At 40.2% G+C, this 12,361-nt stretch carries 14 protein-coding genes and 2 tRNA genes; 13 read left to right on the plus strand and 3 right to left on the minus strand.

Annotation, left to right across the window (positions count from 1 at the left end):
* The first annotated feature begins 69 nt into the window (after positions 1 to 69).
* Positions 70 to 648 carry a Uma2 family endonuclease gene (locus H6G96_RS25140; protein WP_190914563.1) on the plus strand — a complete coding sequence of 193 codons (579 nt, stop codon included), beginning with the start codon at positions 70 to 72 and terminating at the stop codon, positions 646 to 648.
* 100 nt (positions 649 to 748) lie between these two features.
* On the opposite strand, the gene H6G96_RS25145 is transcribed toward H6G96_RS25140, so the two are convergent.
* The gene (locus H6G96_RS25145) at positions 749 to 1,063 is read right to left on the minus strand and encodes an S-layer protein (RefSeq protein WP_190914565.1); all 315 of its coding nucleotides are present in this window, start codon (positions 1,061 to 1,063) and stop codon (positions 749 to 751) included.
* A gap of 668 nt (positions 1,064 to 1,731) precedes the next feature.
* Here H6G96_RS25145 and H6G96_RS25150 point away from each other — a divergent pair.
* The 5 genes from H6G96_RS25150 to H6G96_RS25165 all read left to right on the plus strand — a co-directional run bounded on the left by H6G96_RS25150 (position 1,732) and on the right by H6G96_RS25165 (position 3,375).
* Complete coding sequence (locus H6G96_RS25150) at positions 1,732 to 1,971, plus strand: hypothetical protein (RefSeq protein ID WP_190914567.1); 240 nt, start codon at positions 1,732 to 1,734, stop codon at positions 1,969 to 1,971.
* Positions 1,972 to 2,063: 92 nt separating this feature from the next.
* Positions 2,064 to 2,210 (plus strand): hypothetical protein, encoded by a 147-nt coding sequence (locus H6G96_RS41545; RefSeq protein WP_242063386.1) that lies wholly within the window; start codon positions 2,064 to 2,066, stop codon positions 2,208 to 2,210.
* Between the two features lie 18 nt (positions 2,211 to 2,228).
* Positions 2,229 to 2,318, plus strand: coding sequence for a beta-eliminating lyase-related protein (locus tag H6G96_RS41550; protein ID WP_242063387.1), 90 nt, complete (start codon positions 2,229 to 2,231; stop codon positions 2,316 to 2,318).
* A 192-nt stretch (positions 2,319 to 2,510) separates the two neighbouring features.
* Complete coding sequence (locus H6G96_RS25160) at positions 2,511 to 2,936, plus strand: thioesterase family protein (protein ID WP_190914569.1); 426 nt, start codon at positions 2,511 to 2,513, stop codon at positions 2,934 to 2,936.
* Positions 2,937 to 3,123: 187 nt separating this feature from the next.
* Complete coding sequence (locus tag H6G96_RS25165) at positions 3,124 to 3,375, plus strand: hypothetical protein (RefSeq protein ID WP_190914571.1); 252 nt, start codon at positions 3,124 to 3,126, stop codon at positions 3,373 to 3,375.
* A 13-nt stretch (positions 3,376 to 3,388) separates the two neighbouring features.
* Here the strand turns inward: H6G96_RS25165 and H6G96_RS25170 are convergent, their stop codons facing one another.
* Complete coding sequence (locus tag H6G96_RS25170) at positions 3,389 to 4,186, minus strand: RNA methyltransferase (RefSeq protein WP_190914573.1); 798 nt, start codon at positions 4,184 to 4,186, stop codon at positions 3,389 to 3,391.
* 93 nt (positions 4,187 to 4,279) lie between these two features.
* Positions 4,280 to 4,361, minus strand: a tRNA-Leu gene (locus tag H6G96_RS25175).
* A gap of 410 nt (positions 4,362 to 4,771) precedes the next feature.
* On the opposite strand from H6G96_RS25175, the gene murA reads away from it, so the two are divergent.
* The 7 genes from murA to H6G96_RS25210 all read left to right on the plus strand — a co-directional run bounded on the left by murA (position 4,772) and on the right by H6G96_RS25210 (position 12,338).
* Positions 4,772 to 6,139, plus strand: coding sequence for a UDP-N-acetylglucosamine 1-carboxyvinyltransferase (murA, locus tag H6G96_RS25180; protein ID WP_190914612.1), 1,368 nt, complete (start codon positions 4,772 to 4,774; stop codon positions 6,137 to 6,139).
* 289 nt (positions 6,140 to 6,428) lie between these two features.
* Positions 6,429 to 7,307, plus strand: a complete 879-nt coding sequence (locus H6G96_RS25185) for a M48 family metallopeptidase (protein WP_190914575.1) — start codon at positions 6,429 to 6,431, stop codon at positions 7,305 to 7,307.
* An 85-nt stretch (positions 7,308 to 7,392) separates the two neighbouring features.
* Complete coding sequence (locus H6G96_RS25190; RefSeq protein ID WP_190914577.1) at positions 7,393 to 8,514, plus strand: alpha-hydroxy acid oxidase; 1,122 nt, start codon at positions 7,393 to 7,395, stop codon at positions 8,512 to 8,514.
* A gap of 112 nt (positions 8,515 to 8,626) precedes the next feature.
* Positions 8,627 to 8,710: transfer RNA gene (locus tag H6G96_RS25195), tRNA-Leu, on the plus strand.
* A gap of 31 nt (positions 8,711 to 8,741) precedes the next feature.
* Positions 8,742 to 8,963, plus strand: a complete 222-nt coding sequence (locus H6G96_RS25200; protein ID WP_190914614.1) for a hypothetical protein — start codon at positions 8,742 to 8,744, stop codon at positions 8,961 to 8,963.
* A 527-nt stretch (positions 8,964 to 9,490) separates the two neighbouring features.
* Positions 9,491 to 10,288, plus strand: coding sequence for a WecB/TagA/CpsF family glycosyltransferase (locus H6G96_RS25205; protein ID WP_190914616.1), 798 nt, complete (start codon positions 9,491 to 9,493; stop codon positions 10,286 to 10,288).
* A 568-nt stretch (positions 10,289 to 10,856) separates the two neighbouring features.
* Entirely contained in the window at positions 10,857 to 12,338 is a 1,482-nt protein-coding gene (locus tag H6G96_RS25210; protein ID WP_190914579.1) for a lipopolysaccharide biosynthesis protein, read from the plus strand.
* Positions 12,339 to 12,361 lie beyond the last annotated feature (23 nt).

Raw genomic sequence — 12,361 nt, forward strand, 5'->3', positions numbered from 1 at the left:
TAGGAGTCAGAATAAAAATTAGTTGCTCTGTCCTTCAATTACGAAGTACGAATTACGAATTATTGAGCCATGATACTCCAAACCAAGAATCAATTAACCTTGCAAGAGTTCTTAAATCTTCCAATAGATGAGGGAGATATCACCTATGAACTTGTTGATGGTCAAGCAATTCCTAAGATGTCACCAAAGTTTTTTCACGCAAAACTTACCCGCGTCCTTCTCAATTTGATTGAGCAGTGGTGTGAGGGAAAAGGAGAGGTTTGCCCGGAATGGGCTGTTGCATTAACCCGTCGGGGGCGAGATTGGATGCCAATTCCAGATATTTTATATATCTCTAATGAACGTTTACCCGGCAACTGGGACGAAGACGAAGCTTGTCCTGTTCCTCCTGATTTGGTGATTGAGATTATTTCCCCAGGACAAACCTTTGGACAAATGGCAGCTAAAGCCAAAGACTATTTAGATGCTAAGGTGCTGCGGGTGTGGGTATTAGATAGTAAAGCCAGAAGCATTACTGTTTTTTATCCAGATGCAGCACCACAAACTTATATGGGAGAAGAATTACTCAAAGATTCTTTGTTTGAGGGATTAGAATTTACTGTTGAGCAGGTGTTTCAAAAGGCAAAAATACCATTAGATACCGAATAGCAAACTTTTTGCATCTAACACAATTCTCTTCGTCTCAACGTCCATCTAAATTTTAATCGGCGGTTACTACTCAAACTTTTATATCTTTATCCAGCAACGCCTATTTTTGAAGGTGCGGTTCTTTCTGCGGTTGCTGCTGGCTATTTGTTGGTTGCAATTTTTGAAATAAAGCTGGTGGGGTAGCTTTGCGGAATGCACCGCAGTAGTGCATAGTCATAACCGCCTTGAAAGCCCAATGGTCTGTTGGCACATCACTAAAGGGATTCGGTAAAGTTTCTGCTTGATTCTGAACACAAGCATTCAAAACTTGATTCGATTTTGCTGGAGTGTCGGTAGTAGGTTCTTGAGATTTAACAGGGGTTACAAAGCTAGTAGTAGCTAGCACTACGACTGTTGCCAGAAGTTTGCAGTTCATAATTTAAGTTTTCTAGGAATGAAAGTCTACCCTATGTTAGTTCCCAGGCTGTTGCCCAGGAACTAGAATAAACTTGCTGAGATTAAGCGTTAGAAAACATGGTAAGCATTACTAACATAACAACTAATGCACTGATCCAAAGAGCTAAAGATCCCCAACTAACTGAATCTTTTTGTACTTTTTGCCAGAAATTGCTAACTAAGTTATTCCGAATTGCCATTTTATAATCTCCAATTTTTATTAAACTTGTACTGACTCAATGCATTAAGCCTACATTAAGTTAAGAAAAATTCATGTTTTAGGATATCAGCTTTTATTTGCTGATCCCCAGAGCTAATCAACAGAGAATTAAATTAATGCGTACAGCAATGTTGACGACGGGCTACGCATAAGCGAATACCTGTGACTCAACTCATTACCGAACTAAAAAGCGAACAAAAATTTACAAAAAGATATTTGTTTATCTTAAATTAATTTTCCCATACGTAACTGTTTACACTGCGAAATTTGGCGATTTTGAGAAAATTCTTAACGTTGTCTTAATCACGTATAAAAATTAGTGTTTAACAGTCAAAAACTACTTAAATACTGACTATGTTTCACTTTCAATCGTGATTTATTTACACTTGAAAATAGACACAATTAATAGTGAGGTTGAGAGGTCAATAATGGTGCAACAAATAAGACATAATGAACCGCAATATATCTGTATCATTCCAGTTGAGAGAATTACAGCTAATCAAGACGAAGAAATTATGACCTTTGGTGTATCAGCCGACGAGGCAAAAAAACAAGGTGAGGAATTATTAACATCTACCTATGGTTGTAATCAATCACAAGTTTTGGAATTGATCCAGCAAGCACGAATTGAACCAATAGCTCAGTGGTGTGCCCCTAAAGAGCGTTAAAACTACTTATGACGGTTTTGGCAACAGCAACTATTAACACCCAAAATAGTATGCAAATATTTGGCTAACCTGCATGAAAGAGTAATGAATTTATGACCGATGCAAAGCAAACTTCCCCGTGCCGCCGTCGCTCTTGGGCAGAGCCATATAAAATCAAGGTGGTTGAGCCATTAAAAATTACTACCTGCACTGAACGCCATACTTTTCTACTGCGTTCTCAAGATGTCTACATTGATTGACTCACTGATAGCGCCGCCATGAGCGATTATCAATGGGCAGGGATGATGCTTGGTGATGAAGCTTACGGCGGCAGCAAAAATTTTTACAACTTGCTCACATGGATCTAACTGCTGAAGCAGTTGGAGAAGTTTATGTCTCATAATTGCGATCGCTTACACGGACTCAAAATGATTTACGAACCAAAGTATCTCCGCTTGTTTCAAGCAAGTTTTGAATTGCTTTAGAGGTAGCCAAGGCACTGAAATGGAAAAATTAATATAGAGAAGTCTAAGGAACAGCGCCGCACTACCAACTAAACTATGCTACCGTTCAAAACTCTGCTACGCGTTCGACACTATGAGATGGATGCCCTTGGGCATGTAAATAACGCCGTCTACCAAAATTATCTAGAACAAGCAGCCATTGAACACTCAGAACACCTAGGCTTAACTCTGGATGTATATCGGCAAGTGGGTGGGGTATTTGTCATGCGGCGGGTAGAAATTGACTATTTACGCCCAGCAGTAGCAGGAGATACCCTAGAAGTCACTACTTGGTTGAAGGAAATGCGCGGGACTCGTGCCTTGCGATGCTACGAAATTCGTAAAAAAAACGAAGATAATTTGTTAGTCACGGCAGAGGCGCTATGGGTTTGGGTGGATGCACAGACAATGCGCCCACGACCAATTCCAAGTGTCATGTTAGACAAATTTTTGCAAATCCAAAACCCAGGTGTTACAACCTAAAAATGGTTACTTATTTGCCATTTAATGAATCTTAATTATTCTAATGAAAAACAAATGATTAATTTTTTACCCCAGGTAATGCGGATGATCAAGAATACACAACTATGATGTTATAAGTGCAAAATTTAAATTTGTAGAAACTGCAATCAAAATTAGCTCACTAAATCAGGATTTTCCAGTCAATATTATGGAGCAAAGTCAGCCACAAAAGCGCCGCATCGCTGATCAAGTATTTCAAGAATCCCTTGATCAGTTGGAGGATATTTTACAAGAAAGTTCAGATGAAGAAGAAATTCCACAACTCGCACAACTGCATAGTAGTAATTTTAGTGAAGTCGAAGATCAAGACTTGACAAATATTGATTTAGCCGCTCTTGAAGATGCAGTTGCTGATATTGAACAATATCTTGAAGAAAAGACAAAAACTAAAGAAAATTGATGATTTATGAGTTCTAAGTTTTAACTCTTAACTCTTGACTCATTTGCCGTCGAGCTTCGTACAACATCAAAGCGGCTGCGATCGCTACATTCAAAGATTCTACCCCAGGACTCAAAGGGATTCTTACTTGTTTGTCTGCGATTGCTGCTAAATCTGCTGACAATCCAGCACCTTCATTTCCCAGTAAAATCAAACTGGGTTTGCGCCAGTCCACGTCCCAATAAGTTAAAGTCGCACTGGGTAAGGTTGCCACTACCTGCATTCCTGCCTGTTGACTTTGTTGAACTGTAGCTTTTAAATCTTCAGTTACGGCCGTTGCTAGGCGAAACCATTGCCCTGCTGAAGCCCGGAGAACTTTCGGGCTGTCTAAATCTACACTATCTTCGCTTACCCACAAACCTGATGCACCTACTGCCGCCGCAGTGCGAATCATTGTACCCAGATTCCCCGGATCTTGTACGGTTTCTAAAGCTAGGACTAAACCAGTAAATGGTAGTTGAGTTTGGCCTTTGCTTCGTTTTGCCGTTGCCACCACCCCATCGGGTTGGACTGTAGTAGCGATCGCATCCAATACTTCTGTACTTACAATTTCGGCGCGATCGCTTTTACTACAAGCTTCTTCCCAGAGTGACGAGTGCGCTGCTTGCCAATCTGGAGTACAACACACTGTTTCTAGTGGGTAATTAACCGCACAAGCTTCCTCTAACAGGTGCGTCCCTTCGAGTAAAAATAATTGCTGCTTGTGCCGCTCCTTGGTGGAGTGAAGTTTGCGGATTTGTTTGACTAAGGAATTTTGTAAACTGGTCAACATCAAAAAATTAGGAGTTAAGAATTAGGATTTAGGAGTTAATTTAGTTTTCTTTCAACTTATAACTCTTAACTTCTAACTCCTAACTTAATAATATGCGGAACCCGGGACTTGAACCCGGAAGCCTTGCGGCACTAGAACCTGAATCTAGCGCGTCTGCCAATTCCGCCAGTTCCGCTGGCACTTGTACTTATCGACAATTTCCTATTATTGCGCTATGTTTTACCTTTGTCAAGTGAAAACATAACACCTCGTTTAAGAGGCTCAGACTGGAAACAAGTTTTTTAGGGCATTGGGTCAAATCAAAATATTAACTGAAAAGTACAGCATTGATTTTTAGAGAACACTTAAGTTATTTTACTGAGTATTTAATTTAGCTTAAAACTACTACTTATTCGTTCGTTTTTATTAAATTTTTTAAAAGCTCAAAAGGCTTGCTGTTGCTTATTTTCAGCCTAAAGGTTTCACCAAAAAACAATTTTTTTATGCAATATGTTGCTTTAAAATGTGGACAATTTGAATCTTTAATGTAGAATCAAAACCAACTTCAAACATCATAAAATACGTATTACTTTTGGAGGTAGGCTTATCAATCCTTCTACCAGCTTACCAGATGCCAAAATTGCTCCAGAAGCAGACTCCTCAGTCTTGCAAATTTGGGGTGGGCATCCTTTGCGAGGTCATGTGAAAATTAGCGGGGCAAAAAATGCAGCACTGGTAATCATGGCTGGAGCCTTGCTGTGTCCGGGCGATTGTCGTATCCGCAATGTCCCCTTATTGGCGGATGTAGAGCGGATGGGTCAGGTATTATCGGCTTTGGGTGTAAGCTTAACGCGCCAAGGCGATATTTTAGACATCAACGCTAGCGAAATTAAAACATCTAAAGCTCCCTACGAACTAGTTACTCAACTGAGGGCGAGTTTCTTCGCCATTGGTGCGATTCTGGCAAGATTAGGAGTAGCGCAGATGCCGTTACCCGGTGGTTGTGCGATTGGGGCAAGACCAGTTGACTTGCATGTGCGAGGACTGCAAGCAATGGGGGCTGAGGTGCAAATTGAGCATGGTATTTGTAATGCCTACGTCCCTGGCAGCAGCCGGAGATTAAAAGGTGCGAAGATTTACTTAGACATTGCCAGTGTTGGAGCGACAGAAAACTTGATGATGGCGGCTACCCTAGCAGAGGGCGAAACGATCATCGAAAATGCTGCCAGAGAACCGGAAGTAGTTGATTTAGCTAACTTCTGTAATGCAATGGGAGCAAAGATTAAGGGGGCGGGGACTAGCAGGATTATTATCGAAGGAGTCCCCAAGTTGCATTCTGTTGACTACAGTATCATTCCCGATCGCATTGAGGCCGGGACATTTTTGCTGGCAGCAGCAATTACCCGTTCCGAACTTCTTCTCTCGCCGGTGGCTCCAGAACATCTTATACCAGTGATTGCCAAGCTGCGGGATATTGGGGTGACAATAATTGAGGAAAAGCCTGAACACTTACGTATTCTGCCGGCGGAAACTCTCAAGGCAACGGATATTGAAACTCAATACCATCCAGGTTTTCCCACAGATATGCAAGCGCCATTCATGGCTTTGCTGACATTGGCCGAAGGCGACAGCGTGATTAACGAATCTGTCTTTGAAAATCGCTTGCGTCATGCCTCAGAGTTGAATCGCTTGGGGGCAGACATTCGTGTTAAAGGCAACGCTGCTTTCGTTCGGGGAGTACCGAAATTGTCTGGCGCACCAGTATTAGGCACAGACTTACGAGCATCGGCAGCGCTAGTCATAGCAGGATTGGCAGCAGAAGGAAAAACCACAATTCAAGGATTACAGCACCTTGATCGCGGCTATGATCGACTTGATGTGAAGTTGCAGCAATTGGGCGCTAAAATCCTTCGCGTGGGCGAAACATCTGCTGATACAGAAATCGCTCCCAGCATCAGTAGCCTGTCAAGTTGAAGAAGAGGCAAGGGAGCAGGGAGTAGGGGAAAGAGGAATTCAGGACAAGGAGAATTGGGTACAAGGGGAAAGACTTGTTGCAAATTCTCACCTCTTGTCACCTTGTCTCCCCTACCCCCTGCCTCTTCATTGAGACTGAGGCGGGAACAAGAGGAATGAGGGAGACAAGGTAAAATTTTCTCCCTTTGCTCCCTCAGTCCACCCTAGTTAAATCGTTATACTAACTGTGGGTGGCTGGTTAAACAAACAGCCAGATTCCATAGTCGTGTTTTTTATAGCTTGCTGCACTATGTCCTTCTTCAAAACCCCGCTAATTGGTTTAAAAGCTGACTCATTTCGTCATCCATTAGACCTGGAAGCTACCAAAACGCTCAAGCAAATACCAGGCATAGATATGTTGGTGCGAAATTGGCTAGGTCCAATGGCAGAGCAGGTTTTCTATGTAGAAAATATTGCCTCCAGCATTCTGGTGGGTGAGAAGCAACTCCCCGATTTATACAAGCTGTTATTAGATGCCTGTAAAATTCTGGATATAGAGCCTCCTCAGTTATACGTCCGGCAACATCCGGCTCCCAACGCCTATACTTTTGCTGTACGGGGTAAGCAGCCGTTTGTTGTGCTACACACATCCCTGATTGATATCCTCACACCAGAGGAAATACAGGCAGTAATTGCCCACGAGTTGGGGCATCTCAAGTGTGACCATAGTGTTTATTTGACGCCTGTAAATTTATTAATATTAGCTGCGGCGATTGTGCCCAATGTTGGAACTTTTGTTGCTCAAGCAATACAGGCACAGCTTTTAGAATGGGTACGCTGTGCTGAGTTTACCTGCGATCGCGCCGCATTACTAGCAACCCAAGACCCCAAAGTTGTCATGTCAGTATTGATGAAGCTGGCGGGTGGTTCCCCCATCTTAGCGCCACAACTGAATCTCGATGCCTTTGTTGCCCAAGCCCGCGCTTATGATGACATTAGCAAGACCGAATTAGGCGAAATGGTCAAAAGCGCTCGCACAGCCCAATTAACCCATCCAGTGCCAGTGCTACGAGCGCGAGAAATTGACCGTTGGGCAAGCAGCACAGAATATCAATCTTTAATTCAAAGTCATGGATTGAAGTCTACAAGTAATCAAGTTGCACCCAAAGGCGGATGGCGAAACTGGTAAAGTTACTAATGCGATCGCAATTACTATAGTTCAATCGGACAATCGGATTAAAAAATATCCCATTGCTTAACTCACAGCCGCTACCATGACAGTTGTACCCAACGACCATCGCTCTCAACCCATAAATCTCTTTGAGTATGAAACCCTAGCAAAAGATTACCTGTCTAAAATGGCGCTTGATTACTATAGCAGTGGTGCTTGGGATGAAATCACATTACGAGATAACCGTACTGCCTTTGAACGAGTCAAGGTGCGGCCTCGGATATTAGTTGATGTAAGCGATCGCAATCTCACTACCTCCATTTTGGGACAACCCCTGCAACTACCTTTGTTAATTGCGCCGATGGCTTTTCAATGTCTAGCTCATCCAGATGGAGAAATTGCCACCGCTCTAGCTGCGGCATCCGCTGGTGTGGGCATGGTGTTAAGTACAATGGCCACAAAGAGCATTGAAGAAGTAGCGACTGCGTGTGACAAATTTCCAGATTCCCTGCGATGGTTTCAGCTTTACATCCATAAAGACCGGGGATTAACTCGTGCTTTGGTAGAAAAAGCCTATAAAGCAGGTTACAAAGCACTTTGTCTAACTGTAGATGCACCTGTTCTCGGACAGCGAGAGAGAGATAGACGTAACGAGTTTGCCTTACCCCTAGACTTACATCTGGCTAATCTTGCCACCATCTCAGGACTAGATATTTCCCACGAAAAAGGCGAATCTGGTTTATTTACCTATTTTGCCCAACAGCTAAACCCAGCAGTAACCTGGCACGATTTAGAATGGTTGCAATCTTTATCTCCGCTACCTTTAGTTATCAAAGGAATTTTACGGGGAGATGATGGTGTGCGGGCTGTAGAATATGGAGCCAAAGCAATTGTTGTTTCCAATCATGGTGGTAGACAACTCGATGGTGCGATCGCTTCTTTAGACGCTCTAGCTGAAATAGTAGCAGCAGTGGATGGTAAAGTAGAAATACTCTTAGATGGAGGCATCCGTCGGGGCACAGATATTCTCAAAGCTTTGGCATTAGGAGCAAAAGCGGTACTGATCGGACGACCCATTTTGTGGGGGCTAGCAGTATCAGGCCAACTTGGTGTATCTAATATCATCTCACTGCTACAAGATGAGTTAAATGTGGCAATGGCACTTAGCGGCTGTGCAAAACTAGATGATATTGACCCTAGTTTATTAATTCTGCCACGCCTGTAAGTCAGAAAATTCTTAAACCTATTGTATTATTCCAGCAAAACTTTAAAAATTAATTTTCAGACTTGTTACAAAATCGCTTAATTAGAGTACAATAATTAAGGTTGGAAATTAAGGGCGGGTGGCGAAATTGGTAGACGCACCACACTCAAAATGTGGCGACCTTGCGGTCATAGGAGTTCGATTCTCCTCCTGCCCACTACCAAAAAATTATTATAGAGGTGAAACTGATGCGCCTAAAAAGATGGGAATCTCCCCGTAAAGAAGGCAGGAACGATAAAGGTAGAGGTGGTTCTGCAAGGAAGAGGCAACTTAAAAAACAAAGGCAAATGTTACGACAAAGGCTCAAAGAAAGTAATAAATCAGACAATAACAAAAACACTAGACCAGGGGAAGATGAGTTTATCTTCCCCTTATTTTTTGGACTTTTATTTGAGAAAAAAATAATTTAATGGTTTTTCAGTACATAAACTAAATTAAATTCGTAATAAATTTGCAAAGTCATAAGAAAAATTATTAACCATTTTTCAAAATATACTAATTTGAATTAAACCTTTTAAGCGCATATTTACGTATCAAAATAGACAAGCTGAATCTCTGGTATTTTACTTTGCTATATCCTTGTTTTATGTATAAAATACTACTTTCTCGAATTGATATGTATAGAAATTTCTTGCAATTATAATGCTTACATGAACAAATCAAAAATTAATTATGAAGGAAGTATGAATTTTGGCAAACAGCGTCTAAAATCCTTAGCTTAAAACAGTAAACTAGGACACAGCAGCGAATAATCATAATATTACCGATTAAGTAAGCCAAAAGTATACAAAGAAGGCAATTGCATCTCCATGTGTTAATTTCCAACGATGACACAAGCCTACAAAAAGTCAGGAATCATCCAACCTGAATTTTTCAATATTCGCAATGAATGGTCTAGGTAATCTATGGATTTTTGTCTTGGACACAGGAGTTATTGATGGTGGCAAGAGTGCTTCTACCTACTAAAAAAGTACTAGATTTTTCTATTACTGCTTTACGCTTTGATGACCAAGTACAAACAATACTGAAATGGGCAAAGAGGCGTGAGAGTAAAACTGTATATGTAGCCAATGTACATATGCTCATTGAAGCTCACTGGAATCCAAAGTTTGCTACCGTATTACGAAATGCAGATATAGTTACTCCTGATGGTATGCCTTTGGTATGGATGATGCGAAAGATGGGAGCGCTTTACCAAGACCGTGTAGCAGGGATGGATATTTTCCTAGCATTGTGTCAGCTAACTCAAACACAAAATCTTAGCATTTTCTTTTTAGGCTCTCAAACAGAAGTTCTTTCTAGAATGCGAAAAAGGTTGGAACAAGAATTTCCGCAAATGAAGATTGCGGCGATGGAACCTTTACCCTTTCGTCCCCTGACTGAAACTGAAGACGAAGCTTTGGTTAAAAAAATTAACTCTAGTGGTGCTAGCGCCGTATTAGTATCTTTGGGATGCCCTAAGCAAGAAAATTGGATAGCTCAACATAAGGGTAAGATACAGGCTGTAATGATTGGACTGGGTGGAGTTTTCCCAGTTTATGCCGGAATTCACAAGCGAGCACCCCGTATAGTTCGAGACTTAGGACTTGAATGGCTGTATCGATGGATTCAAGAACCGCGCCGACTTTGCGGCCGCTATGCTAAAACTATTCCATTATTCATATGGCTGGCTACGAAGCAACTACTATCATCAAGTCGTATTGCAGCGGTTTTCCTTCACGAGGCTGGCGATTAAGGAAAGTAAATATGTACTCTCTTTAACAGGACATTGTTAATACACTAATCAATTTCATTAACCAAAAAAATCAAAAACTTATGTTGTTATAACCAATAACTATAAAAGTTAGGCACCACCTAAAATCAAGAAATATAAGCAACAATATCGAAATTTATCAGTAAATTTTCTGCTAAAAATTTGTTCAATAGTTACCAAGTTTCAAAAATATTGTGGTATACTCCTCTAGGATATATTACTTAGTATCAAGAGTATTTTTTGAGATATTACCGCAAGCATTGTTATATATGCTTTTGGTCTAGTTTTTGGAGCAAAAAATTTTTATGACTACCATAACTAAAAAAAACAGGTGGGACTAATTGGTTTGAGAATAAATTATTTAGTTGCTTTTTAGAAGGCTACATCATTAATTTTGCTGGATTCGTAGTGAGCAATAAATTACTTAGTTTCAAGGCTTATAGCTGCTGACTACTAACTTTTAAAATCCATTCAATTAATGATATTAATCGCTACTTAGAAATATCAAAGCTATATAATACTGTAGGTTCTTTCATCGGTAAACTCTGTAATGGAATCATCTAAAGATTCATCAAATTTAAGACAAAAAGCTGTTAAAAGTGTAATTTGGACTGCTATTGAAAGTTGGGGACGTCAAGCAGTCTCTTTAGTCGTTTTCTTCATACTAGCTCGTTTACTTAGTCCAGAAACTTTTGGTTTAATTGCTTTAGCATATATTTTTATTGAATTTGCACAAATTTTTGTTGATCAAGGATTCTCTGTAGCAATTATCCAGCGTCAAGATATAGATAAAGAACACTTAGACACTGCATTCTGGACAACTCTAGGAATCAGTATATTCTTAACTATCTTAAGTGTTGCTTGCGCTAGATTCACAGCTGATTTCTTTAAACAACCGCAGTTAGTACTAATTATTCAGTGGTTATCTATAAGCTTTACATTTAGTGGGTTGAGCGCTGTGCAACAAGCGATTCTTGAACGTAAGTTTGACTTCAAGAGTTTAGCAATACGCTCACTATTGGCAGTGATCATAGGTGGAATAGTTGGCGTAGGGATGGCTCTTTTAAACTTTGGTGTTTGGAGCCTTGTCGGTCAACAATTGTATAGTGGTTTTGTACAAGTTTTAGTTTTATGGCGAGTTAGCGATTGGCGACCAGGATTCAGATTTTCTGCCATACATGCTAAAGAACTTTTTAAGTTTGGAGTTAATATATCTGCGTTTAACATAATTAACTTTTTCAATCGCAATACCGATAACTTCCTAATTGGCTACTATCTAGGATTAGTTGCATTAGGCTATTACTCGGTTGCCTACAAATTGATGCAAGTAATGATGCAGATTTTAATCACTACTACAACTAAGGTTGCACTACCAATATTTTCTAGGTTACAGGCAGAACCAGAACGATTACTAAGTGCTTTCTATACTGCTACTCAGTTCACAAGTCTCATTGCTTTCCCAATATTTCTTTGTGTACCAGTATTAGCAACTGAATTGATAAAAGTCTTTCTTAGTGAGCAGTGGATTCAGAGCATTCCAGTATTGCAAGTACTATCTCTTATTGGTCCTGCTCATGTCATTTTCTTTTATAACAATTCTGTAATTCTGGCGCTGGGCAAACCTTCGTGGAGGCTATGGATACAAGTGATAAATACAGTTACTAATGTCGTTGGTTTTGCTCTGGTAGTCAAATGGGGTATTGTAGCTGTTGCATGTGCTTATGTAGTTCGTGGTTACTTAATATTACCTATTTCGTTATTTGCTGTTAATAAACTTGTTAAGATTAATTTAACTAACTATCTAAGTTTATACATAGTACCTTTAGTAGCTTCTGGAGTAATGGTTGGAACTATATTAGCAACTAAATATTTTTTGGGATCATTTATTGAAGCATGGCTTTTACTAGCTATTTCATTGTTATTAGGTATCTCAATATATATTTTTACTATTTCAGTAATATCTCCAAAGCTTTTCAAACGGTTACTTGAATTAGGAGAGAGTTTAAATTTTAAAAGAAAAAATAAAGTTTAAGAATTCAAAATTCACAAGCTGTC

The organism is Nostoc sp. FACHB-892, assembly GCF_014698795.1.
Lineage (GTDB): Bacteria > Cyanobacteriota > Cyanobacteriia > Cyanobacteriales > Nostocaceae > Nostoc.

What these genes read in the sequence shown, in the direction of transcription:
- H6G96_RS25185 (WP_190914575.1), top strand. Translation starts at nt 6,429, where the DNA reads ATGTCCTTCTTCAAAACCCCGCTAATTGGTTTAAAAGCTGACTCATTT.
- H6G96_RS25200 (WP_190914614.1), top strand. Translation starts at nt 8,742, where the DNA reads ATGCGCCTAAAAAGATGGGAATCTCCCCGTAAAGAAGGCAGGAACGAT.
- H6G96_RS25140 (WP_190914563.1), top strand. Translation starts at nt 70, where the DNA reads ATGATACTCCAAACCAAGAATCAATTAACCTTGCAAGAGTTCTTAAAT.
- H6G96_RS25190 (WP_190914577.1), top strand. Translation starts at nt 7,393, where the DNA reads ATGACAGTTGTACCCAACGACCATCGCTCTCAACCCATAAATCTCTTT.
- H6G96_RS25145 (WP_190914565.1), bottom strand. Translation starts at nt 1,063, where the DNA reads ATGAACTGCAAACTTCTGGCAACAGTCGTAGTGCTAGCTACTACTAGC.
- H6G96_RS41550 (WP_242063387.1), top strand. Translation starts at nt 2,229, where the DNA reads ATGAGCGATTATCAATGGGCAGGGATGATGCTTGGTGATGAAGCTTAC.
- H6G96_RS25205 (WP_190914616.1), top strand. Translation starts at nt 9,491, where the DNA reads ATGGTGGCAAGAGTGCTTCTACCTACTAAAAAAGTACTAGATTTTTCT.
- H6G96_RS41545 (WP_242063386.1), top strand. Translation starts at nt 2,064, where the DNA reads ATGACCGATGCAAAGCAAACTTCCCCGTGCCGCCGTCGCTCTTGGGCA.
- H6G96_RS25165 (WP_190914571.1), top strand. Translation starts at nt 3,124, where the DNA reads ATGGAGCAAAGTCAGCCACAAAAGCGCCGCATCGCTGATCAAGTATTT.
- H6G96_RS25150 (WP_190914567.1), top strand. Translation starts at nt 1,732, where the DNA reads ATGGTGCAACAAATAAGACATAATGAACCGCAATATATCTGTATCATT.
- H6G96_RS25160 (WP_190914569.1), top strand. Translation starts at nt 2,511, where the DNA reads ATGCTACCGTTCAAAACTCTGCTACGCGTTCGACACTATGAGATGGAT.
- H6G96_RS25210 (WP_190914579.1), top strand. Translation starts at nt 10,857, where the DNA reads ATGGAATCATCTAAAGATTCATCAAATTTAAGACAAAAAGCTGTTAAA.
- H6G96_RS25170 (WP_190914573.1), bottom strand. Translation starts at nt 4,186, where the DNA reads ATGTTGACCAGTTTACAAAATTCCTTAGTCAAACAAATCCGCAAACTT.